This window comes from Nocardioides sp. NPDC004968 (assembly GCF_040608935.1).
GTDB lineage: Bacteria > Actinomycetota > Actinomycetes > Propionibacteriales > Nocardioidaceae > Nocardioides.
Window position 1 is genome coordinate 34,066 of record NZ_JBEXJF010000020.1, and the last position, 21,215, is coordinate 55,280.

At 70.8% G+C, this 21,215-nt stretch carries 20 protein-coding genes; 11 read left to right on the forward strand and 9 right to left on the reverse strand.

Annotated features, from left to right (window positions below):
- Nucleotides 1-5 precede the first annotated feature (5 nt).
- Nucleotides 6-785 carry a class I SAM-dependent methyltransferase gene (locus tag ABZU72_RS18295; RefSeq protein ID WP_355020253.1) on the forward strand — a complete coding sequence of 260 codons (780 nt, stop codon included), beginning with the start codon at nt 6-8 and terminating at the stop codon, nt 783-785.
- A gap of 141 nt (nt 786-926) precedes the next feature.
- The gene (locus ABZU72_RS18300) at nt 927-1,385 is read left to right on the forward strand and encodes a peptidoglycan-binding domain-containing protein (RefSeq protein ID WP_355020254.1); all 459 of its coding nucleotides are present in this window, start codon (nt 927-929) and stop codon (nt 1,383-1,385) included.
- Between the two features lie 51 nt (nt 1,386-1,436).
- Here the strand turns inward: ABZU72_RS18300 and ABZU72_RS18305 are convergent, their stop codons facing one another.
- On the reverse strand, nt 1,437-2,189 hold the full coding sequence (locus ABZU72_RS18305; protein WP_355020255.1) for an SGNH/GDSL hydrolase family protein: 753 nt from the start codon (nt 2,187-2,189) through the stop codon (nt 1,437-1,439).
- Between the two features lie 132 nt (nt 2,190-2,321).
- Here ABZU72_RS18305 and ABZU72_RS18310 point away from each other — a divergent pair, with 132 nt between their 5' ends.
- Together ABZU72_RS18310 and ABZU72_RS18315 are read left to right on the forward strand one after the other, a co-directional pair.
- Nucleotides 2,322-3,572 (forward strand): histidine kinase, encoded by a 1,251-nt coding sequence (locus ABZU72_RS18310; protein ID WP_355020256.1) that lies wholly within the window; start codon nt 2,322-2,324, stop codon nt 3,570-3,572.
- Complete coding sequence (locus tag ABZU72_RS18315) at nt 3,569-4,228, forward strand: response regulator transcription factor (protein WP_355020257.1); 660 nt, start codon at nt 3,569-3,571, stop codon at nt 4,226-4,228. Before ABZU72_RS18310 ends, ABZU72_RS18315 begins: the two co-directional genes overlap by 4 nt.
- Before the next feature lie 10 nt (nt 4,229-4,238).
- Here the strand turns inward: ABZU72_RS18315 and ABZU72_RS18320 are convergent, their stop codons facing one another.
- A complete protein-coding gene (locus ABZU72_RS18320; RefSeq protein WP_355020258.1) occupies nt 4,239-6,065 on the reverse strand; it encodes an NAD(P)/FAD-dependent oxidoreductase in 1,827 nt (608 codons plus the stop codon).
- Between the two features lie 106 nt (nt 6,066-6,171).
- On the opposite strand from ABZU72_RS18320, the gene ABZU72_RS18325 reads away from it, so the two are divergent.
- The 3 genes from ABZU72_RS18325 (at nt 6,172) to ABZU72_RS18335 (ending at nt 10,545) form a co-directional block, all read left to right on the forward strand.
- On the forward strand, nt 6,172-7,353 hold the full coding sequence (locus ABZU72_RS18325; RefSeq protein ID WP_355020259.1) for a GAF domain-containing protein: 1,182 nt from the start codon (nt 6,172-6,174) through the stop codon (nt 7,351-7,353).
- A gap of 97 nt (nt 7,354-7,450) precedes the next feature.
- Nucleotides 7,451-8,161: an ABC transporter ATP-binding protein gene (locus ABZU72_RS18330; RefSeq protein ID WP_355020260.1), complete on the forward strand. Its 711-nt coding sequence runs from the start codon at nt 7,451-7,453 to the stop codon at nt 8,159-8,161.
- Nucleotides 8,161-10,545, forward strand: a complete 2,385-nt coding sequence (locus ABZU72_RS18335; RefSeq protein WP_355020261.1) for an FtsX-like permease family protein — start codon at nt 8,161-8,163, stop codon at nt 10,543-10,545. Before ABZU72_RS18330 ends, ABZU72_RS18335 begins: the two co-directional genes overlap by 1 nt.
- A gap of 158 nt (nt 10,546-10,703) precedes the next feature.
- On the opposite strand, the gene ABZU72_RS18340 is transcribed toward ABZU72_RS18335, so the two are convergent.
- Entirely contained in the window at nt 10,704-11,639 is a 936-nt protein-coding gene (locus ABZU72_RS18340; RefSeq protein WP_355020262.1) for a TerC family protein, read from the reverse strand.
- Between the two features lie 189 nt (nt 11,640-11,828).
- Between ABZU72_RS18340 and ABZU72_RS18345 the strand changes: the two genes are divergently transcribed.
- Nucleotides 11,829-13,211: an FAD-linked oxidase C-terminal domain-containing protein gene (locus ABZU72_RS18345; protein WP_355020263.1), complete on the forward strand. Its 1,383-nt coding sequence runs from the start codon at nt 11,829-11,831 to the stop codon at nt 13,209-13,211.
- Between the two features lie 24 nt (nt 13,212-13,235).
- A complete protein-coding gene (locus ABZU72_RS18350; RefSeq protein WP_355020264.1) occupies nt 13,236-14,072 on the forward strand; it encodes a hypothetical protein in 837 nt (278 codons plus the stop codon).
- A 3-nt stretch (nt 14,073-14,075) separates the two neighbouring features.
- On the opposite strand, the gene ABZU72_RS18355 is transcribed toward ABZU72_RS18350, so the two are convergent.
- From ABZU72_RS18355 to ABZU72_RS18375, 5 genes are read right to left on the reverse strand one after another with little or no spacing between them, the layout of a single operon-like run.
- Nucleotides 14,076-15,773, reverse strand: a complete 1,698-nt coding sequence (locus tag ABZU72_RS18355) for a copper resistance protein CopC (protein WP_355020265.1) — start codon at nt 15,771-15,773, stop codon at nt 14,076-14,078.
- Nucleotides 15,770-16,474 carry a YcnI family protein gene (locus tag ABZU72_RS18360; protein WP_355020266.1) on the reverse strand — a complete coding sequence of 235 codons (705 nt, stop codon included), beginning with the start codon at nt 16,472-16,474 and terminating at the stop codon, nt 15,770-15,772. The genes ABZU72_RS18355 and ABZU72_RS18360 overlap by 4 nt, the downstream gene beginning before the upstream one ends.
- A 60-nt stretch (nt 16,475-16,534) precedes the next feature.
- Nucleotides 16,535-17,056 carry a cell division protein FtsQ gene (locus ABZU72_RS18365; protein ID WP_355020267.1) on the reverse strand — a complete coding sequence of 174 codons (522 nt, stop codon included), beginning with the start codon at nt 17,054-17,056 and terminating at the stop codon, nt 16,535-16,537.
- Between the two features lie 57 nt (nt 17,057-17,113).
- Nucleotides 17,114-17,743 (reverse strand): 3-oxoacid CoA-transferase subunit B, encoded by a 630-nt coding sequence (locus ABZU72_RS18370; protein ID WP_160021993.1) that lies wholly within the window; start codon nt 17,741-17,743, stop codon nt 17,114-17,116.
- A 1-nt stretch (nt 17,744) separates the two neighbouring features.
- Nucleotides 17,745-18,509: a CoA transferase subunit A gene (locus tag ABZU72_RS18375; RefSeq protein ID WP_355020268.1), complete on the reverse strand. Its 765-nt coding sequence runs from the start codon at nt 18,507-18,509 to the stop codon at nt 17,745-17,747.
- A 128-nt stretch (nt 18,510-18,637) separates the two neighbouring features.
- On the opposite strand from ABZU72_RS18375, the gene ABZU72_RS18380 reads away from it, so the two are divergent.
- Nucleotides 18,638-19,396 carry an IclR family transcriptional regulator gene (locus tag ABZU72_RS18380; RefSeq protein WP_355020269.1) on the forward strand — a complete coding sequence of 253 codons (759 nt, stop codon included), beginning with the start codon at nt 18,638-18,640 and terminating at the stop codon, nt 19,394-19,396.
- On the opposite strand, the gene ABZU72_RS18385 is transcribed toward ABZU72_RS18380, so the two are convergent.
- Nucleotides 19,380-20,357, reverse strand: a complete 978-nt coding sequence (locus ABZU72_RS18385; RefSeq protein ID WP_355020270.1) for an LLM class flavin-dependent oxidoreductase — start codon at nt 20,355-20,357, stop codon at nt 19,380-19,382. The genes ABZU72_RS18380 and ABZU72_RS18385 overlap by 17 nt on opposite strands.
- Before the next feature lie 174 nt (nt 20,358-20,531).
- Here ABZU72_RS18385 and ABZU72_RS18390 point away from each other — a divergent pair, with 174 nt between their 5' ends.
- On the forward strand, nt 20,532-21,212 hold the full coding sequence (locus tag ABZU72_RS18390; protein WP_355020271.1) for a Crp/Fnr family transcriptional regulator: 681 nt from the start codon (nt 20,532-20,534) through the stop codon (nt 21,210-21,212).
- The last annotated feature ends 3 nt before the right edge of the window (nt 21,213-21,215 follow it).

The following is a 21,215-nucleotide window of genomic DNA, read 5'->3' on the forward strand; positions in this document are numbered from 1 at the left end:
CCCGCATGGACTCGGACCTTTGGCACCGGCACGCCTCATCCTTCGGAGCGGCGGCGAACGCGTACGCCACCCACCGCCCTGACTACGCCCACGAGGCGGTCCGGTGGGCGCTCGAGCCCGCGCCCGGGCCCCGGGTGCTCGATCTCGGCGCCGGCACCGGGAAACTCACCGCGACCCTGGTCCAGATGGGTGCGGACGTCACGGCCGTCGAACCCGACCAGGCGATGCTCGCCGAGCTGCGAAGAAGCCTCCCGGAGGTCACCGCGTCGTCGGGCAGCGCCGAGTCGATCCCGCTCCCGGACGCCTCCGTCGACGCGGTCCTCGCCGGCAACGCGATGCACTGGTTCGACATGGCCGTCGCCGGCCCCGAGATCGCCAGAGTGCTGGCACCAGGCGGGGTGCTCGCGGGTCTGTGGAACACCATGGACGACGGGGTCGACTGGGTCGCCGGGCTGGCGAGAGTCAGCGGCCCCGCGGCGATCGGGCCGCGCGACACCCCGGACGCCTGGCGCATTGAGACGGCCGACCTGCATCTGTCGACGACGGACGCGCCCGCAAGTTTCGGCTCCCCGGAGCAGTCCGGCTTCCCGCACGGGCAGCTCCGCACCGCCGACTCGCTCGTCGCGACTCTCGGCACCCGGGCCGGGATGCTGGTCATGCCGGACGAGGAACGGGAGTCCACCCTCGCCCGGATCCGGCGCTACCTCGCCGCCAGGCCGGAGACGTCGGACGGCGAGTTCACCCTTCCGATGATGACCTGCGTGCTCCGCGTGCGACGACGCTGAGCGCCGGGACTCGTTCTGGCTCCCAGATGACAGGTTTCTGGCAGTCCGCGGACGCCGGTGTCAGATTCTGGACCGATCCCAGACGGTGCTGATCGGTTGGCTTGTCACGTCAACCACCAGCCCCACCGAAGGGACACCATCATGACCTCCACCATCACCCGACGCATGGTCGGCGCCGTCGCTGCCGTCGGCCTCGCCGCCACCGGCACCTTCGCCACTGCCAGCATCGCCAACGCCGAGGTCGGCACGGGCAACACTGCAGCCGCGGTCTCCGCCCAGGCGACCCAGAACTTCGGCCTCTCCAGGACCGAGGCCAAGGTCATCCAGGGGAAGGTGCTCAAGAAGTACGGCTACATGAGCAAGTTCCCGGGCGAGATCGACGGCTATCTCGGCACCAACAGCTGGAAGGCGTTCCAGGTGTACCTGAAGAAGGACTACGGCTACGCCGGCAAGATCGACGGCGACCCCGGGAAGAACACCATCAAGGCGCTGCAGCGCCTGCTGAGGGCCAAGGTCGCCCCGAAGCTCGCCGTCGACGGCGATGCCGGGCCGAAGACGCAGGCGGCGTTCAAGACGTACGCGAAGCGGCTCGCTCGCTGATCCCGTACGCCTCGTGACACCCGGCCGCCGGCGAGATGCCGCGGCCGGGTCTCACATTTCCGCGGTCGGCGTCCAGGAGGGGAACTTGGCGGTACGGCCGTCGCCGGAGGAGCGGCCGGTGAGGCGGCGGTGGATCCAGGGGCCGACGAACTCGCGGTAGTAGGCCAGACCCTTCTTGCCCGCGGCGGCCTCGAAGTCGAGGTCCCACCAACCCTCGGGGACCTCGACGCCGAGCGAGTCGAGGACGCGCGCGGCGACGCGGTGGTGGCCGCGGGCGTTCATGTGGAGGCGGTCCTCGGACCAGAAGCGGCCGTCGGTGAGGGTGGTGTCGGGCCAGTTGTAGGCGCGTACGACGTCGTCACGATGGGCGATCCGCTGCTCGACGAGCCCGACAAGCTCGTCGCCGCGACGCTGGAAGACCTTGCCGAGCGGGAGCCGGGCCGAGGGGTTGGCGCCGGAGAGCAGGATCAGCTTGATCCCGTTGGCGTCGCAGGCCTCGAGCACGGGATGGAGGAAGTCGGCGATCGCGTTCGCGTCGGCCTTCGGGCGGAGCATGTCGTTGCCGCCGCCGTTGAAGGAGAGGTGCGTCGGCTTCAGCGCCAGCGCGGCGGGGAGCTGCTCCTCGACGATCGGGCGGATCAGGCGCCCGCGGATGGCGAGGTTGGCATACTCCACCGGGACGCCCGAAGCGGCCCAGCCCTGGGCGACCAGATCGGCCCAGCCGCGTACGTGACCGTCAGGAGTCTCGTCGCCGACTCCTTCCGTGAACGAGTCACCGATCGCGACGTAGCGCACTGCCTCCACGAGCCCTCCCAAGCACCATCAAATGGCGACTATCCATCGCCAGCCTCTGGATTCTAGTCCGCCCCGAGTCTGAGGAGCACATCCGTCCCCGGGCTGACGTCGCGGCCGCCCCGGCTCCTCTACGGTGGGTGCGTGGAGGAGTTGGTACGGCCCTGGCGGCTCGGCCCGCGCGGGCGATGGTGGTTCGACGTGCTGCTCGCCGGCACCCTGTTCCTGATCATCCCGTTCTACGCCGTCCAAGCCCTGCTCGACGGGGGCGCGGCCCAGGACGTGTCGAGCACCAACCACTTCGTCGACCTCGGGCTCGTGGTGGCCCAGGTCGTCCCGTTGCTGTGGCGTCGCCGTCATCCGGTGATCGTCTACGCCGTCGTCGCCGCTGCCTGCGGCCTGCAGGTACTTCTTCTCGACTATCCGCTGGTCTCCCAGGTCGCGTATCCGATCGCGGTCTACTCCGTGGCTCGCTACGCCAGTCCGCGATGGGGCTTGGCTGCGCTCGCGGTCGGTCTGTTCGGGGCCGGACTCGGTGCCCATGATTGGCTGAGCGCGGTCGATACGGCCCCCAATATCGAGGTTCATGACGAACCGGAAGGCATCGACTGGAGCTCCTACATCTCGATCAGCCTCTCGCTCGCCACCTTCCCGGTGGCCGCCTGGGCGCTCGGCGCGCTGGCGCGCACGCGGACGGCGTACGTCGACTCGCTGATCCAGCGCAACGAGCAGCTGCGCCGCGAGGCCGAGCAGCGTGCCGTGCTCGGAGCGACCCAGGAGCGGGCGCGGATCGCGCGCGAGATGCACGACGTGGTGGCCCACGGGCTGAGCGTGATCGTGGTCCAGGCCGACGGCGCGCGCTATGCCGCCGAGCAGGACCCGGCCCTCGCCCCGAAGGCACTGGAGACCGTCGCGCAGACCGCCCGCGAGGCGCTGGCCGAGATGCGGCAGCTGCTCGGCCTGCTGCGCGACGGGGACGCGCTGACCCGTCCGCAGCCACGGCTGGGCGACATCGCGACGCTCATCGAGGAGACTCGGGCCGGCGGCATGGAGCTGGCCGCGAACCTTCCCGAGCCCGGTCTCGCCGTGCCTGAGGGTGTCGCACTGACCGCCTTCCGAGTGGTGCAGGAGTCGCTCAGCAACGTACGCAAGCACGCCGGTCCGGGGGCCGCGGCGAGAGTCACCGTGACGGCCGACGACGGCGGCCTCACAATCGAGGTCACCGACGACGGCCGCGGCGCGGCCGCGGACGCCACCGCGCAGCCGGGCGGCCTCGGGCTCATCGGACTGGGCTTGATAGGGATGGACGAACGCATCTCCGCCCACAACGGAACGCTCGAGACCGGCCCGGCATCCGGCGGCGGCTTTCGTGTCTACGCAAGACTCCCGCTATGACGATCCGTGTCTTTCTCGTGGACGACCAGGAGCTCGTCCGTGCCGGCTTCAAGATGCTCATCGACTCCCAGCCCGACCTCAGCGTCGTCGGCGAGGCCGGCGACGGCCAGGAGGCCGTCGCCGCGCTGGGCCGGACCGCGGCCGACGTGGTCCTGATGGACGTACGCATGCCCCGCATGGACGGCGTCGAGGCGACCGGTCTGATCGCCGGCCGCCAGGACGCACCCCGGGTGATCGTGCTGACCACCTTCGACCTCGACGAGTACGCCTTCGCCGCGATCCGGGCGGGTGCCGCGGCGTTCCTGCTCAAGGACGCCCGCCCCGAGGACCTGCTCACCGCGATCCGCACCGTGCACGCCGGCGACTCGGTCGTCGCGCCGAGCACCACCCGGCGCCTGCTGGAGCACTTCGCCGCCTCCGCGCCCGCGACGGCCGGGCCGGCGATCGAGGGCCGGCTGGAGACGCTGACCGAGCGTGAGCGCGAGGTGCTCACGCTGGTCGGCCGCGGCCTGTCCAACACCGAGATCGCCGAGACCTTCGTGGTCGCCGAGGCCACCGTGAAGACCCACGTCGGCCGGCTGCTGGCCAAGACGGGCTCTCGTGACCGCGTCCAGCTGGTGGTGCTGGCCTACGAGACCGGCTTGGTCGGCCGCTGATCCCGGGGCCCTAGGCGAGGTGGTGCACCGGCGCCAGGTTGTAGATCGGCGTCTCGATCCCCTCGAACCGGGCCTTGAGCTGCAGCGCGAGATAGAGCGAGTAGTGGCGCGACTGGTGCAGGTTGCCGCCGTGGAACCACAGCGCCTCCTGCTGGGTCGGCTTCCACATGTTGCGCTGCTCGCCCTCCCACGGTCCGGGGTCCTTCGTCGTGTCGGAGCCGAGACCCCAGCACTTGCCGACGCGGTCGGCGACCTCCGGGCTGATCAGGTCGGCGGCCCAGCCGTTCATGGAGCCGTAGCCGGTGGCGTACACGACCAGATCGGCGGGGAGCTCGGTGCCGTCCTCGAGCACGACAGCCGACGAGGTCAGGTGGGAGACCTGGCCCTGGGCGAGCTTCACGTCGCCGTTGGCGACCAGCTCGGCCGAGCCCACGTCGATGTAGTAGCCCGAGCCGCGGCGCAGGTACTTCATGAACAGCCCCGAACCGTCGTCGCCCCAGTCGTGCCGGAACCCGGCGTTCTCCAGACGCTGATAGAAGTCGGAGTCGCGCTCGGCCATCTGCTGGTAGAGCGGGATCTGGAACTCGTGCATGATCCGGTAGGGGAGCGAGGCGAAGACCAGGTCGGCCTTCTCCGTGGTCACCCCGGAGGCGACCGCGCGCTCGGAGTAGAGGTCGCCGAGCCCGATGTCCATCAGCGTGTCGCTCTTCACGATGTGGGTCGAGGACCGCTGCACCATCGTCACGTCGGCGCCGTGCTCGAACAGCGCTCCGCAGATGTCGAAGGCGGAGTTGTTGGACCCGATCACCACGACCCGCTTGCCCTCGTACGCATCCGGCCCCGGGTGCTTGGAGGAGTGGTGCTGCTCGCCCTGGAAGACGTCCATGCCGGGCAGGTCGGGGATGTTCGGCTTGCCGGACATTCCGGTGGCCAGGATGAGCTGCTTCGGGTGCAGCGTGATCTCCTCCCCGCCGCGCGAGACGGTGACCGTCCACTCGCCGGCCTCCTCGTCATAGGAGGCGCTGGTAGCCGTGGTCGAGGACCAGTAGGGCACCTCCATCACCTTGACGTAGGACTCCAGCCAGTCGCCGATCTTGTCCTTGGGCGCGAAGACCGGCCAGTTGTCGGGGAACTTCAGGTAGGGCAGGTGGTCGTACCAGACCGGGTCGTGCAGGCACAGCGACTTGTAGCGGCCGCGCCACTGGTCCCCGGGCCGCTCGTAGCGGTCGATGACCAGGGACGGCACCCCGAGCTGGCGCAGCCGCGCCCCGAGCGCGATGCCGCCCTGCCCGCCACCGATGACCAACGCGTACGGCTGCTCGGTCAGGCCCAGCGTCTCCGCCTCGGCCTGCCGCTTCTCGGCCCAGGTCACCCGGTCGCGGTTGACGCCGTGCTCGGCACCCTTCGGGCGACGTACGCCGCGGGGCTCCTCGTGTCCCTTGATCTCGTAGAGCGTGGTCAGGAACGTCCACGCCTTCGCGCGGTCGTCCTCGACCTTGAGGCGCAGCAGTCCGCGGCCGCGACCGATCGCGGTCTCGAAGGTGAACCAGGCGGTGGTCACCCCGTCCGCGGTCGCCTCCGGCTCCTCGAGCGCGAAGCCGGAGGGGTCGACGCGGTCCAGGGTGCTCTCGAGCAGGTCGGCGACCCCGGCGGGGTCCTCGACGGTGGTGATGTTCCAGGAGAAGGCGACCAGGTCACGCCAGTAGCTCTTCGTGGCGAAGAGGCCGGCGGCCCGGGGGATGTCGCGTTCCTTCAGTGCGGCCTCGAAGTCGGCGAGCCAGGTCTGCGCCGGGCCGCTCTGGACGGCCGGGGGAGTGGGTTCGAGTGTCTGGGTCATGCCACCAGCACACCCCCGCGCGGGCACCGGAGGAAGGGTTGCAGCCGATTGCATGTGGCGCCGGTCACAGCGAGGACCTACCCTCGGAGTCGGAGGTGGACGCCAGATGACAGCGACCGGAGCAGTCCCGGCGGGAGCAGACCTGCCGCGCCTCGCCCGTGATCTCGTACGCGTCCACGACGCCGTCCTGTCCGGCGCCCGCCCACCGAGCACACCCCGGATCCTGGTCGAGCGCTCCTGGCGCCGCGTGATGAGCATGGGCCTGGAGCCCGGGAGCAGCAACGGCAGGCGTACGCCGTCGGCAGCCGAGTGCGCGACCAGGAGAGCCCGCTCGCCGCTGGCGATGGTGATCGACGACCTGCGGGCGGTGCTGACCTCGGCCGCGGATGCGGCGACGTACCTGATGGTGGTCACCGACGACGAGGGCGTGGTGCTGTGGCGGGCGGGCTCGGCGCGGGTCCTCAAGATCGCCGACCAGCTCGGTTTCGTCGAGGGCGCCCTGTGGACCGAGCGCGCGGTCGGCACCAACGCGATCGGCACCGCGCTGGCCGAGGCGGCGCCGGTCGAGCTCTTCTCCGCGGAGCACTTCGAGCAGGCCCAGCATCCCTGGTACTGCACGGCGGCGCCGATCCACGACCCCCGCACCGGAGCCCTGCTCGGCGTCGTCGACGTCAGCGGTCCCGCGCTGACCCTGCACCCGGCGATCGGCGCTCTGGTCGAGAGCGCGGTGCGCCTGGCCGAGATGTCGCTGTGGCGCCGCCACCAGGAGTGGCTCGAGCGGCTGCGCCGCGAGACCGACCACGTCGTCTCCGGCGTCGAGGGTCCGCTGCTGGTCGTCGACGACGACGGCTGGGTCGCCCACCACGCCGGGATGGCCGCCCGCGACCGGATCGCGGCGCCCCGGCAGGACAAGATGCTGACCGTCCCGGGCCTGGGGCTGTGCCTCCCCGAGCGGGTCGGCGAACGCGGCTGGCTGGTCCGGCCGACCTCCGGCGCCTCAGGAACCCTGACCGCGCGGCTCGACCCCGACGGCACCCTCGAGGTCGTCTCGGAGTCGGGGCGGTGGCGCACCACCTTGACCCGGCGCCATGTCGAGATCCTCACCCTCGTCGACCGGGCCGGCCCCGCCGGGCTCACCGCCCGCGGGCTCAGCGAGGCCGTCTTCGGCGACGCCGAGCACATCGTCACCGTGCGCGCCGAGGTCTCCCGGCTGCGCCGCTCGATCGGCGCCCTGGTCGCGACCAACCCCTACCGGCTGGCCGACGGAGTGAGCCTCATTCGGGGATGACCCTGAGCCGACCCTTGCCGATCCACCCCAGGTCGTACGCCGGGATCAGCCTCCAGCCCGATGCGGGCTGACGCCTCGCGACGAGAGGGTCGGTGGCATGACACAGACCTCTGTTCCCACGATGACGGCCGCCGCCCGAGCGGTGGGCCTGACCAAGACCTACGGCAAGGGTGCGACCGAGGTGCACGCACTGCGTGGCGTCGACCTGGAGATCCGCCGTGGCGCGTTCACCGCGATCATGGGCCCGAGCGGCTCGGGCAAGTCGACGCTGATGCACTGCCTGGCCGGCCTCGACCGTCCCACCAGCGGTGAGGTGACGGTCGCGGGCCAGCCGCTGCAGAACCTCAACGACGACCAGCTGACCATCTTCCGCCGGGAGAACATCGGCTTCGTCTTCCAGGCGTTCAACCTGCTGCCGATGCTCACCGCCGGGCAGAACATCCAGCTGCCGCTGGAGCTGGCCGGCAAGCGGGTGACCGACGAGACCCGCGCCCGGGCGCAGATGATCGCCGACACCCTCGGCATCGGCCAGCGCCTGGGCCACAAGCCCTCCGAGCTCTCCGGCGGCCAGCAGCAGCGCGTGGCCATCGCCCGTGCGCTGGTCACTCAGCCCGCGATCCTCTTCGCCGACGAGCCCACCGGAAACCTCGACTCCGAGACCTCGGCCGAGGTGCTCGACCACCTGCGCCGCAGCGTCCGCGAGCTCGGTCAGACCGTGGTCATGGTGACCCACGAGGCCTCCGCCGCGGCGTACGCCGACGAGATCGTCACCGTGATGGACGGACACATCGAAGGGGTGACGCGCTGATGCGGACGGTGCTGTTCGCATCCTTGCGGACATACGCCCGCCGGTACGCCGCGGCAGTCGTGGCGGTCGTCGCCGCGGTCGCGCTGATCGTGGTGACCAACGCCCTCACCTCGGCGACGAAGTCGGGCCTGTTCGCGGGCATCGACGCGCCGTTCCAGAACGCGGTCGGTGCGGTCGACCTCCCCTCCGACGAGGTCACCGACAAGTACGTCGAGAAGGGCGGCTGGGCGCTGGCCCTCTCGATGCAGCCGGTCCGCACCGACGAGATCATGCTCGGCCAGGACATCATGGTCGGCGCGGTCTCCACCGAGAAGCGCTGGCAGTGGCAGGACCTCGAGGAGGGCCGGTTCCCGACCCGCGCCGGCGAGGCCGTGGTCGACGCCAACGCCGCCAAGACCAACAAGGTCGCCATCGGCGACACGCTGAAGGTCGGCAGCGGCAAGACGGCGGTCGAGACCACCGTCGTCGGCCTGGTGGACGCCCCGTCGATGTGGTCCTCGCCGATCTACGTCACCGGGCCCGAGCTGCAGGGCTGGGAGGACCAGTACGTCCAGGCCGTCGTGACCGCCGGGACCGGCGACAAGGACGACGGCTGGCTGAACACCGACGACTACCTCACAGAGCTGCAGACCCAGCTCAACAAGGAGGTCAACATCGTCGCGTACATGGTCCTGATCTTCGCCTTCATCGCGCTGTTCGTCTCAGTGCTGGTCATCACCAACACCTTCTCGATCCTCTTCGCCCAGCGGATGCGCGACTTCGCGCTGCTGCGTGCGATGGGCGCGACGAAGCGTCAGGTCCTGCGATCGGTACGCCGCGAGGCGCTCGCCCTTGGACTCCTCGCCTCGTTGCTCGGCCTGGTGGTCGGCGTCCTGCTCGGCTGGGGGATCGTCGCGCTGGTGCGCCAGCTCGCCGAGACCGCCCCGCTGGGTGACGTCGCCTTCGAGTGGCCCTGGCTCGTGGGCGCGTTCGTCCTCGGCGTGCTCACCACGCTGGTCGCCTCGTGGCTGCCCACTCGCCGGCTGATGCGGCTGAGCCCGCTGGCCGCGCTGCGGCCGCAGGAGGGCTTCGACGTACGCGGCGCCGGGATGTTCCGGATCGGTCTCGGTCTGGTCGTGGCACTGGCCGGCATCGCGACGATCTTCGTGGCCGTCGGTTGGGACGACGCGCAGACCGGGATGCTGATCGTGCTGCTCGGCTGTGGGGTCACCTTCATCGGCGTGATGCTCCTCGGTCCCGCGCTCGTGCCCGGCCTGGTGCGGCTGGCCGGGTCGGCGCTGGCAGTGGTCGCCGGCTCCCCGGCGAAGCTCGCCGCGGCCAACGCCGGGCGCAACCCGAAGCGCACTGCCGCCACCGCGGCCTCGCTCCTCGTCGGCGTCACCCTCACCACCGGCGTGCTCACCGGGATGGCGACGATCCGCGGCGCCACCCTGGACGAGATGGCGCAGCAGCACCCGATCGACATCGCGCTCCAGTCCGAGTCGAAGCCGCTGGAGGACTCGGTGGCCGGGGACGCGAAGGCCGTCCCGGGCGTCGCGGACGCGGTCGCCGTACCGGGGGCCATGGCATCGGTACGCACCGACGGCAAGCCCGTCCCGCTGCCGGTCGTCGCCCCGCCGGGCGGCGACATCGCCCTGCAGGACATGACCGTGAAGCCGGGCACGATGGTGATCTCCCCGGTGGCCGCCTCGGCCTTCGTGGAGGACGCGTTCGAGGCTTCTGGGGAGAAGGTCACCCTGGTCGTCGGCGACCGGACCGCGACGGTGACCCTGGACGTACGCGAGATCGACGGAGCCCCGCAGATCTCCGCGGCCACGCTACGGACGCTGACCGAGGACCCGCAGACGTACGCCGTCTGGGTCCGTGCCGACGCGGGCGCCGACCCGGAGGACCTGGCGGGCGCGATCGGGGTGATCGCACCCGACGCCGAGCTCACCAACGGCAAGGGTCAGCGTGCCTGGGTCGAGCTGCAGCTGGACGTGTTCACCTGGGCGGTGATCGGGCTGCTGGCGATCTCGGTGCTGATCGCGCTGGCCGGCATCGCCAACACGCTGGGGCTCTCGGTGCTCGAGCGCGGTCGTGAGCACGCGCTGCTGCGCGCTCTGGGCCTGACCAGGCGTCAGCTGCGCCGGACGCTCGCCGCCGAGGCGGTGCTGCTCTCGGCCGTGGCAGCCCTCGTCGGCACCGCGCTGGGCGTCTTCTTCGCCTGGGGCGGCAGCGAGATCCTGGTCGGCGACATCATGCCCGACGCCACCTTCCAGCTGCCGGTGCTGCAGCTGATCGCGGTGGTCGCGGCCGCAGGCCTGGCCGGTCTGGTCTCCTGCGTGGCGCCGTCCAAGCGGGCCACCAAGGTCAGCCCGGCGGAGGGACTCGCGCTGGACTGACCGCGGGTAGCAATGTGTTGGTCTCGACACGGACTCGTTCGTTCCTCACGAGTCCGGCTCGACCGACGGCGTCGCCCCGTCGGTCGAGCCGCCGGTCCCTTCGCTGGTCGAGCCGTGAGGCCGCCCGCGGCCGAGCGTGTCGAGACCAACACGGTCGCCTACGCGTTCGTCTCCTCCAGGGCCTCGTTCTCCTCGCGGGCCTGCGTGCGCGCGGAGGCGATCAGGCTGGTGGTGACGGTGACGGCGAGGATGCCGACGATGACCACCAGCGAGAGCCAGGTCGGGATCACCGGGACGCTGTCCCAGTGACCGTGGCCCCAGTGCAGGCCGAGCTTGATGCCGATGAAGGCGAGGATCGCGGCCAGACCGTAGGAGAGGTGGACCAGCTTGGACAGGGCGCCCTCGAGCACGAAGTAGAGGGCCCGCAGGCCGAGCAGCGCGAACGCGTTGGTGGCGAAGACGAGGTAGGGGTCGCCGGTGATGCCGTAGACCGCCGGCACCGAGTCGACGGCGAAGACGATGTCGGTGGCGAAGATGGCGAGCACCACGATGGCCATCGGCTTCAGGCCGATCTTGCGGCCGATGCGTACGGCGAGCATCTCCTCGGGGTCGACCTTCTGGTCGTGGCCCTGGAGCGCCTCGGCGAAGATCTTCGCCGCGGTGATCAGCAGGATCGCGCCGAAGATCAGGAAGACGATGTCCCACTGGGAGAGTGCCGCGGCGCCCAGCGCGATGAAGATGCCGCGCAGCACGAGCGCGCCGACGATGCCGAAGAGCAGCACCTTCTGCTGCAGGTGCCGTGGCACCGCGAAGGCCGCGAGCAGCAGCATGAAGACGAACAGGTTGTCGACGCTGAGCGACTTCTCGACGATGTAGCCGGTGTAGTACTCGAAGCCGGTCTGGCTTCCGTGGGCGTTCCAGACCCAGACGCCGAACGCGAGCGGAAGTGCGATGTAGAAGGCCGACCAGCCCAGCGCCTCCTTCATGGTGACGTCGTGGGGCTTGCGGGTCAGGACGAAGTCGAGGGCGATCAGCACCACGACGGCGGCGATGGTCACGGCCCACAGAGTGGGCGTGGCGATGGTATCGAGCATGCGGGTTCCTCAGGCGTGTCGATGAACGTCTGAGGTCTCCCTCACCCCGAGATCGGGGTGCCATTCCGGGACGGTGTCGGCACCGACGTACTGACCGGAATGAGCTTGGTGAGGTACTCCCCTCGAGGGAAAGCGTATCGGTATCGTCGAAGGGGTTCGCAAATCGCTGTCTCACGAGAGGATGTCAGGATGACGACGGAGTCAGCGCTTTCCCTGATCGACGACCTCGCCGCCGGCGTCTCCGAGGTGGTGACCGACGAGATCTCGCTGCTGGCGGCCTCGACCGACCGGTCCGGATCGGTCGCCGCCGGCCTGCCGCTGGCGGTGGTGAGGGCCCACAGCATCGCGGACGTCCAGGCGGCGATGCGAGTCGCCTCGGCGCACCGGGTGCCGGTGGTCCCGCGCGGTGCGGGCACCGGGCTGGCCGGGGGAGCGGTGGCCGGCACCGGCCACCTCGTCGTCGACCTGTCCGCGATGGACCGGATCCTCGAGCTCGACCCGGTCGACGAGATCGCGGTCGTCGAGCCGGGCGTGCTCAACGCGCGCCTGGACGCGGCGGCGGCCGAGGTGGGGCTGCGGTATGCACCCGACCCGGCCTCGGCGGCGATCTGCTCGATCGGCGGCAACGTCGCGACCAATGCCGGCGGGCTGCGCTGCGTGAAGTACGGCGTCACCCGGGAGGCGGTCCTCGGCCTCGACGTCGTCCTGGCCGACGGCACCCTGATCCACACCGGCCGCCGCACCATGAAGGGCGTCGCGGGCCTCGACCTCACCGCCCTCTTCGTCGGCTCCGAGGGCACCCTCGGCATCGTCGTCGGCGCGACCCTGCGGCTCAAGCCACGGCCGGTCTCCACGTTGACGGCGTCGGCTGCGTACGCCTCGGTGGCCGCGGCCGCTCGCGCCTGCGCCGAGATCGCCGCCGCCCGGCGGCTGCCGTCGATGCTGGAGTTCATCGACCGGCGCTGTCTCGAGGCGGTCGACCGGTTCGCAGGCACCAGGTATGCCGAACGGGGCGATGCGCTGGTCATCGCCCAGGCCGACGGACCCGCGGCGGCGACCGAGATCGAGGCCATCGCGGCCATCCTCGGCAAGGAGGCGACCTGGATCGAGCAGGGTGTCGACGAGGAGTCCTCCGACCGGCTGGTCGAGACCCGTCGCCAGGTCCTGCCCGCGATCGAGGCGGAGGGGTCCTGGTTCATCGAGGACATCTGCGTGCCCCGGTCCCGGCTCGCCGAGGCGGTCGACCGGATCTCCGAGATCTCGGAGAGGCACGGCGTACGCACCTACACGCTCGCGCACGCCGGCGACGGCAACCTCCACCCGGTCATCGGCTGGGACCCGTCGCCGGACGACGTCCCGGGGGTGATGCCGCCGGCCGAGACCGCCGCGGGCGACGAGATCTTCGCCCTCGCCATCGAGCTCGGCGGCACCACCACCGGCGAGCACGGTGTCGGCCGGCTCAAGCGCAAGTGGCTCGAGCCCGAGATCGGCGCCGACTCCATCGACCTGCAGCATCGGATCAAGGCGGCCCTGGATCCGCTGGGGATTCTCAATCCTGGTGTCGGGTTCTGACCAGGGACATGACACCCTTGCTCCGTGCGTGTCGGAATTGCTGCTGTCGTCCTGACCCTCGGCCTCGCGATCACCCTGATCGCCTGCGGCGGCGAACCGGAGGCGGCCGACCCCACCTCGCCCAACGAGTCGCCCAACGTGGCGACGGTCGTGACCGCGATCAAGGGTGCCGACGGCACCTCCGCGACCGCGGGCGGCTACACGCTCGGTGACGTCAGCCTGCCCGCCGAGGCCGGCACCCCGGGCAAGGTGAGCTTCACGATCACCAAGGAGGGCGACCCGGTCACCGACTACATCGAGGAGCAGACCAAGGACATCCACCTCTACGTCGTACGCGACGACCTGGAGGTGTTTCGTCACCTGCACCCGACGCTCGGCGAGGCCGGGGAATGGTCAGGCGACCTGACGCTGCCCGCGGGCGGCACCTATCGAGTGGTCGTGGAGTTCGCGGCCCGGACCCCCGACGGCAAGGGGGAGCAGGCGATGCTCGGCACGACGGCGAAGGTCGCAGGGGCTTCCGAGGTGGACGTACCCGGCTCCGACGACGGCACCGTGATCGCTGCTTTGGAAGAGACCCCGAAGCCCGGGATCGACCAGGAGGTCGGCCTGCTGATCTCCGACCCGGCCGGCAAGCCCGTCAACCTCGGCACCTATCTCGGGGTCTACGCGCACGTGACCGCGTTCAGCCGGGAGACGGGCGAGGTGATCCACCTGCACCCGCTCGGCGGCCCCGAGAACGGCGAGGACGGCACCCGCCTCGGCATCCATGTGAAGCCGCCGAAGGCGGGTGACTACGTCTTCTTCGTGCAGGTACGTGTCGACGGGATGATCCACACGCTTCGGCTCCCGGTCACCGTCTGACAGTCACTGTCTGACGGTGAACTTCACCAGTCCCAGGGGGCTCTCGAACTCGCCCAGGCGCAGTCCGACGGTCGCCTCCCAGACGCCGCCCTTGGGCAGTACGACGTCTGCCTCCCAGGTGCCGGCAGCGACCGTCTTCAGGGCCAGACTGCCCAGGTCGACGTCGCCAGACCTCAGCTTGGCGGTCGGGACCGCCGACGCCTCGACGGGCTCACCGGCCGCGTCCTGGATCTGCAGCCGGAGCACGTTCGGACCCGGACCGGCCGGGGTCAGCGTCGCGTAGACCCGGTGGTCGTCGCCCAGCTCCGCTGCCTGGGTGTTGGTCTGCGCGACCGTGGCCGAACCGGTCCCGGTCGATCCGGCGCCGGCCTGCGGCGGCTGGTCGACCAGGAAGCCGGTGACGCCGAGGACGACGACGAGCACGCCCGCCTCCATCAGCACGGCCCGGCGCAGCATCGAGCCGGCCTCGACGGTGTCGTCGTGTCCGGCCGCCTGCCGGACGCGGGGGAGGACCAGCAGCCGGTTGCCGGCCGCCATCACCGCCACCGCGACGACCAGAGCGATCTTGGTCATCAGCAGGGTGCCGTACGTGCTGTTGAGCAGGTTGTCCCAGGAGCCGAGGATCCGCCAGCCCATCAGCACGCCCGAGAGCGCGAGGGCGGCCAGGGACGCGGCGGCAAGAGTGGAGAACCGGGTGACGATCTCGGCCGCGACCGTGCCGCGCCGGGTGATCAGCGGCAGGGTCAGCGCGAGACCGACGAGGCCGCCGAGCCAGAGCGCGCCGGCGATGAGGTGGATGACGTCGGTGGCGGTGACCAGCCAGGCTGGTACGACCGCCCGGGAGTGGCCCACCAGCGCCGGGGAGCAGATCGCCACCAGCGCCGCGGCCGCAGCCAGGCGGGGCCGTTCACGCAGCGCGAGCGCGGCCGCGATGCCCACGATCCCCACCAGCGCACTGAGCCACTCCTTGCCGACCGAGGCCGGCGACCAGGCGTCGAAGGTGAGGATCGCTCCCGGCCCGCTCTCGCTCTGCAGCGCGCCGCTGGCCGGAGCGAGGGCCACCAGCGCGACCACGGCGACCATGCCGGCGAGGACCTCGACACGCTGGACCCGGGCGGTGGCGCGGTCGGGGATGCGGTGCTCGCCGATGATCACCGCTCGGAACCAGACCAGGCCCACGACCAGCAGCAGTGCGGCGTACTGGAGGAACTGGAGCGCCCCGTGGATCACCGCCGTCGCCCTGGACGGCTCCGTGGACGGAGGCGGGGCGACGCTGAGGCTCGGGGCGCCGACCGCGAAGGTCAGCGAGCCCGAGATCGGGTGACCGTCGGCCGACACCGCGCGCCAGGCGACCACGTAGGTGCCGTCGCCGAGGCTGCTCGCCCCCGCGAGCGCGACCTGCATCTCGGTGCCGCTCGCGGTCGCCTCGGAGGTGACCTCTTCGCCCTTCGCGTCGTAGACCGTCACGCCCGCCGGAGGCAGCGTCACCGCCTCGTCGAAAGTGAAGGTGATCGTCTCCGGCGCCTGTTCCAGGACCGCACCCTCCTCGGGGTTCGTGCCGATGAGGCTGGCGTGTGCCTGGGCGGGGGAGATGCCGAGCAGGACGGCGTACGCAGCGGCAGCAAGCACCACCAGCAACCGCCCCACGGCGCGCCGACCCGGCCGGTCGAGGCCCGGCCGGCGCGTCAGGGGAGCACTCACGCCTTACGACGTCCCAGCGCGAGGGCGGTCGTGCCCGCGATCAGGCCGAGGATGCCTGCGCCGGCACCGATAGCACCCCACAGGTTGCCGTCGTCGCCGTCCTCGATATCCGCGGCGACCGGCTCGGCCTTCTCGGCTGACTCCTCGGCACCGTGACCGTCCTCGGACTCGGCCGCGGTGACCTCGAAGGACGGCGCCGGGTTCTCCGGCTCCTCGGTGGCGCCCTCGGGAGCCTCCTCGACCCAGGCGGTCTCGCCCTTCAGGCAGGTCTGGATGACCGGGAAGGCGAGCGTGCCCTCCTCCTCGGGCAGCTGCAGGGAGACCTCGAACGCGTCACGCTGACCGTCGGGCAGCGGCGTCTTGGACGTGTAGACGACGGTCGAGTCGCGCTCGGTGATCTTGTTGCCGTGGGCGTCCTCGATCGGCTCGGCGAGCTTCTCGGTGACGACCTTGACGTCGTAGAACGGCTGCCGCGTGGGCGTCACGTCGTTGATCCCCTCGGGGACCTGGATCGTGACCTGCTTGGTCGGCGATCCTTCGCAGCCGTGGCCGTTGCTGAAGGTCAGCACGGTGTACGCGCCGGCCGCCGTCTCGGTCGGGGTGACCGTGACATGCGCGGAGGCCGGGGCGGCGACGAGGAAGATGACGGCCGCGGCAGCGGCGGCGGGCGCGCCGAGGCGCGTGAGGGTACGTCGAGACATGTTGTTGCTTTCTGTGGAGTGTCTGCTGATGGGCGATGCCCAGTTGACGGGGTCGGGTCCTCAGGCGAGGACCGGCGGACCCCGGCCAGCAGCGACGTACGTCCACAGCCCGGTGCGCGGCACGACCGGCTGCGCCTGTACCGGCAGGCGGAACGGGATCGGGTTCCGGGTCGGCGTGAGCGCCCCGGAGATGACCTGCCAGGCCCGGCGGTGCAGCACCCACACGACGACGGTGAGCACCGCGGCCGCGGCGTGCGCGACCAGCATCGAGGTGTCGCCCGAGCCGGCGTTGTGCATGTGTGCAGCCGGTGCCGCGTACGCCTCGAAGGCCTCGTGCATCCCCAGCTGCGCCGCGCCGGCGAGCACCGCCCCCAAGACGATCCCGACCCGTCGTTGCAGCACGACGACCCCGGCGCCGAATGCGGCGAACCCGGTCGCCACCAGCCACAACGCGTCCGGCAGCTCCCCGCCGCCGGCCAGGTGGGCCAAGCTGGACCCGGTGGTGATCTCGATGGCCGCGAGCAGCGCCAGCCACACGCTCCCGCGCGTCGGCCGCACCACCCTCAATTCCACGCCGCACATTGTCGCAGATGCCGAGAAGGCCCGCGCGTCGACCGACGCGCGGGCCTTCTCGGGCGGTCAGCGGAGGATCGGAGGCTCTGTCTTCTCCTCGACCTCACCGAGCGTCACGCCCGGGGCGAGCTCGACCAGGCGCAGGCCCTCGGGGGTGATGTCGAGGACGCAGAGGTCGGTGATGATGCGCTGCACGACGCCGAGGCCGGTGTAGGGCAGCGAGCACTCGTTGACGATCTTGTAGGAGCCGTCGCGGGCGACGTGCTCCATCAGTACGACGACCTTCTTGGCGCCGTGGACGAGGTCCATCGCGCCGCCCATGCCCTTGACCATCTTGCCGGGGATCATCCAGTTCGCCAGGTCTCCGGCCGCGGAGACCTGCATGGCACCGAGGATGGCGGCATCGATCTTGCCGGAGCGGATCATCCCGAAGCTGGTGGCGGAGTCGAAGAAGCTCGCCCCCTTGCGTACGGTGACCGTCTCCTTGCCGGCGTTGATCAGGTCCGGGTCGACGGCGTCCTCGGTCGGGTAGGCGCCGGTTCCGAGGATGCCGTTCTCGCTCTGCAGCACCAGCTCGACGTCGTCGGGGACGTAGTTGGGCACCAGCGTCGGCAGCCCGATGCCGAGGTTGACGTAGTCGCCGTCAGAAAGCTCCGCGGCGGCGCGGGCGGCCATCTCTTCACGTGTCCATGCCATGTCAGCGGACCGTCCTCTTCTCGATGCGCTTGTCGGCGGCCTGTTCGGGGGTCAGGGGAACCACGCGGTGGACGTAGACCCCGGGGAGGTGGACGTCGTTCGGCGGGATCTCGCCGGGCTCGACGAGCTCCTCGACCTCCGCGATCGTGACCTGTCCGGCCATCGCGGCCAGCGGGTTGAAGTTGCGGGCCGAGTCCTTGAAGAGGAGGTTGCCGTGGCGGTCGCCCTTCCACGCGCGAACGATGCCGAAGTCGGCGACGATGGCCTCCTCCAGGACGAACTCCTTCTCGCCGTCAGGCGTCTCGAAGGTCATCACCGGCTTCTCGGGCGAGGTCTTGATCACGTTGCCGGCGTCGTCGTACTTCCACGGCAGCCCGCCCTGCGCAACCTGCGTGCCGACGCCGGTGCGGGTGTAGAACGCAGCGATGCCGGAGCCGCCGGCGCGCATCCGCTCGGCGAGCGTGCCCTGCGGGGTCAGCTCGACCTCGAGGTCGCCGGAGAGGTACTGCCGCGCGAACTCCTTGTTCTCACCGACGTACGAGGCGACGACCCGCCGCAGCCGTCCGGCGCCGAGCAGCAGGCCCAGGCCCCAGTCGTCGACGCCAGCGTTGTTGGAGACCACCTCGAGGTCGGTCACACCGGCCTCGAGCAGAGCATTGATGAGCACCGAGGGAATGCCGCACAGCCCGAAACCGCCGACCGTGAGGGTCGCTCCGTTCGGGATGTCCGCGACCGCCTCGGCGGCTGAGGAGATGACCTTGTCCATGATGATCAGTCAAGGGTGGGCGGGCCGCTCGGTCAATAGATGAGCACGAGTTCACGCTCGATCTTTCGTTGACCGACTCCGCTGCCGCAGATGCGTTCACTGAGTGAACGTCGCCTATCGTACGTCCCATGGAACCCGGTCCCAGCGTGATCCGCCGCAGCGCGCACCTGCTGCGGCTGCTCGCCGCGCGCGAGCCGGAGGGCGCGACGACCACCCATCTGGCGACGACCGCCGCCATTCCGCGCCCGACCGCCCACCGGCTGCTCAGCGCCCTCCAGGAGGAGGGGCTGGTCGAGCGCGACAACGACACCGGCACCTGGCACCTCGGCCCGGAGTGCTTCCTGCTCGGCGCCGCCGCGACCACCCGCCACGACATCACCCCGGCGGCCCGGGCGGCCGTTCTGCGCATCGCCAGAGAGACGGGGGAGAGCGCCTTCTTCTCGATCCGGCGCGGTGACGAGACGGTCTGCGTACTGCGTGAGGATGGCAGCTTCCCGATCCGCTCCCACGTGCTCCACGAAGGCATCCGGTTCCCGCTCGGCGTCGCCTCGGCCGGCCTGGCGATCCTCGCCTTCCTCCCGGAGTCGCGGCGCGAGGCCTACCTGGCCCGCACCGACCTCGTCGGCGCCTACGGCGACCAGCACTCCGCCGACGCCCTGCGCGAACGCGTCGCCGCGACCCGCGATCGCGGCTTCGCGGTCAACCCGGGCCTCATCGTGGTCGGCAGCTGGGGCCTCGGCGCCGCCGTCTTCGACGCCCACGGGCAGCCGTACGGAGCGCTCAGCATCACCGGCATCGAGGCCCGCCTCGGACCGCCGCGTCAGCACGAGCTCGGCCGCCTCCTCCTGGAGGTCGCCCACACTCTGACCACTAGCTCCGGCTCGTAGTCCCGGTCAGGATCCCGGCGAGCGCGGCGTCGGAGGCGAGCTGGGCGTCGCGGTCGTAGGTGGAGGTGAAGGCGAGGAGCTCGTCGGCTCCGGTGGCCTCGGCCAGCTGGTCGAGACGACGGCGGACGGTCTCGGCCGATCCCGCGGTAGTACGCGCCAGATGCGCCTCGACCCGTTCGCGCACCTGGTTCGACCAGGCCTGGTCGCGGATCGCCGCGACAGGCTCGAGCGGGCCGAACTCGCCGGTCTGCCGCGACCTGGCCATTGCCCACGCCTCCGGCAGGGCGAGCTCGGCGGCCTCGGCGTCGGTGTCGGCGACGAGCACGTCGACGGAGATCATCACCGAAGGCTCGGAGGCCCGCGACGAGGGCCGGAAGTCTTTCCGATACGCCCCTAAGACCTCGTCCAGCCGCGGGCGGTCCAGCACCGGACCGCCCACGACGACCGGCAGCCCGAGGCTCGCGGCGAGAGCGACACCCCGCCCGGTCGCGAGCACGAACATCGCGATCTGCTGGGCGGCGGCCGGCCGGGCGGTGACCGCCGCGGTGCGGTCGAGGTAGCCGCGGAGCTCCTCGATGTCCTCGGCGAACGTGTCCGGGTCGTCGAGATCCTGCCGCAGGGCGCGGCGTACGGGAGCGGTGAAGCCCAACGTACGTCCCAAGCCGAGGTCGATCCGGCCGGGATAGAGCGCGTCGAGCATGAGGAACTGCTCGGCGACGACCAGCGGCTGGTGGTGCGGCAGCATCACCCCGCCCGACCCGAGCCTGATCGTGGAGGTGTGCGCGCCGAGCGCACCGATCAGCACCGGCGGCGACCCTGACGCGATCCCGGGCACAGCGTGGTGCTCGGCGACCCAGAACCGGTGGTAGCCGAGCCGCTCGGCCGCCACCGCCCGATCGATCGTGTGGGTCAACGCAGCGCCCTCGGCGTACCCCACCCGCGTGCGGGACCGGTCCAGCATGGAGAGCTTCACAACTGAAGCAACGACGCAGGGGCTCCGAGGCTTCCCGCCGTGTCCGGTGTGGCGAAGAACGCACTCGACAGGGGTGCGATGCGGGACACACATCCGCTGTCGGAGGCCCCGGTCTGGCTAGGCTGTTGCCTTCGGTAAAAGGATGACAGGAGCGGCTGGGTAATGGATCAAGACGTGCTTCGGCACGCACCGCTTTTCAGCGAGCTGGACGACGAGTCGATGACGGCGATGCTCGCGATGATGGGTCAGACACGCCTGCGGCGCGGCGAGGTGTTGTTCCACGAGGGCGACGCCGCCGACCGGCTCTACGCGGTCGTGGACGGCAAGGTGAAGCTGAGCCGTGCCGCGGCCAACGGACAGGACAGCCTGCTGGCGATCCTGGGGCCGGGCCAGGTGTTCGGCGAGCTGTCGCTCTTCGACCCCGGTCGGCGCTCGTCCACGGTCACGGCCGTCACCGACCAGGTCGAGCTCGCCTCGCTGTCGCACGACGATCTGCTGGGCCTGCTCGACGGGCGCCCGAGCGTGACGCGTGGGCTGCTCGCCCTGCTGTCGGGTCGCCTGCGCCGGGCCAACGATGTGATCGGTGACCTGGTCTTTGCCGACGCGCCCCGCCGGGTGGCGAAGGCTCTGCTGGACCTCGCAGAGAGGTTCGGGGAGCAGACTGAGGAGGGTCTCCACGTACGCCACGACCTGACCCAGGAGGAGCTCGCGCAGCTCGTGGGCGCGGCCCGGGAGACGGTCAACAAGGCGCTCGCGGACTTCGCGGCCAAGGGCTGGGTCCGGCTGGAGTCGCGTTCGGTGATCATCACCGACATGGAACGGATCGTCCGCCGAGCAGGGTGACCG

Excerpts from the sequence above, each read along its gene's own strand:
- ABZU72_RS18295 (WP_355020253.1), top strand. The coding sequence starts at position 6 with ATGGACTCGGACCTTTGGCACCGGCACGCCTCATCCTTCGGAGCGGCG.
- ABZU72_RS18300 (WP_355020254.1), top strand. The coding sequence starts at position 927 with ATGACCTCCACCATCACCCGACGCATGGTCGGCGCCGTCGCTGCCGTC.
- ABZU72_RS18315 (WP_355020257.1), top strand. The coding sequence starts at position 3,569 with ATGACGATCCGTGTCTTTCTCGTGGACGACCAGGAGCTCGTCCGTGCC.
- ABZU72_RS18320 (WP_355020258.1), bottom strand. The coding sequence starts at position 6,065 with ATGACCCAGACACTCGAACCCACTCCCCCGGCCGTCCAGAGCGGCCCG.
- ABZU72_RS18325 (WP_355020259.1), top strand. The coding sequence starts at position 6,172 with ATGACAGCGACCGGAGCAGTCCCGGCGGGAGCAGACCTGCCGCGCCTC.
- ABZU72_RS18330 (WP_355020260.1), top strand. The coding sequence starts at position 7,451 with ATGACACAGACCTCTGTTCCCACGATGACGGCCGCCGCCCGAGCGGTG.
- ABZU72_RS18335 (WP_355020261.1), top strand. The coding sequence starts at position 8,161 with ATGCGGACGGTGCTGTTCGCATCCTTGCGGACATACGCCCGCCGGTAC.
- ABZU72_RS18340 (WP_355020262.1), bottom strand. The coding sequence starts at position 11,639 with ATGCTCGATACCATCGCCACGCCCACTCTGTGGGCCGTGACCATCGCC.
- ABZU72_RS18345 (WP_355020263.1), top strand. The coding sequence starts at position 11,829 with ATGACGACGGAGTCAGCGCTTTCCCTGATCGACGACCTCGCCGCCGGC.
- ABZU72_RS18360 (WP_355020266.1), bottom strand. The coding sequence starts at position 16,474 with ATGTCTCGACGTACCCTCACGCGCCTCGGCGCGCCCGCCGCCGCTGCC.
- ABZU72_RS18365 (WP_355020267.1), bottom strand. The coding sequence starts at position 17,056 with ATGTGCGGCGTGGAATTGAGGGTGGTGCGGCCGACGCGCGGGAGCGTG.
- ABZU72_RS18370 (WP_160021993.1), bottom strand. The coding sequence starts at position 17,743 with ATGGCATGGACACGTGAAGAGATGGCCGCCCGCGCCGCCGCGGAGCTT.
- ABZU72_RS18375 (WP_355020268.1), bottom strand. The coding sequence starts at position 18,509 with ATGGACAAGGTCATCTCCTCAGCCGCCGAGGCGGTCGCGGACATCCCG.
- ABZU72_RS18380 (WP_355020269.1), top strand. The coding sequence starts at position 18,638 with ATGGAACCCGGTCCCAGCGTGATCCGCCGCAGCGCGCACCTGCTGCGG.
- ABZU72_RS18385 (WP_355020270.1), bottom strand. The coding sequence starts at position 20,357 with ATGCTGGACCGGTCCCGCACGCGGGTGGGGTACGCCGAGGGCGCTGCG.
- ABZU72_RS18390 (WP_355020271.1), top strand. The coding sequence starts at position 20,532 with ATGGATCAAGACGTGCTTCGGCACGCACCGCTTTTCAGCGAGCTGGAC.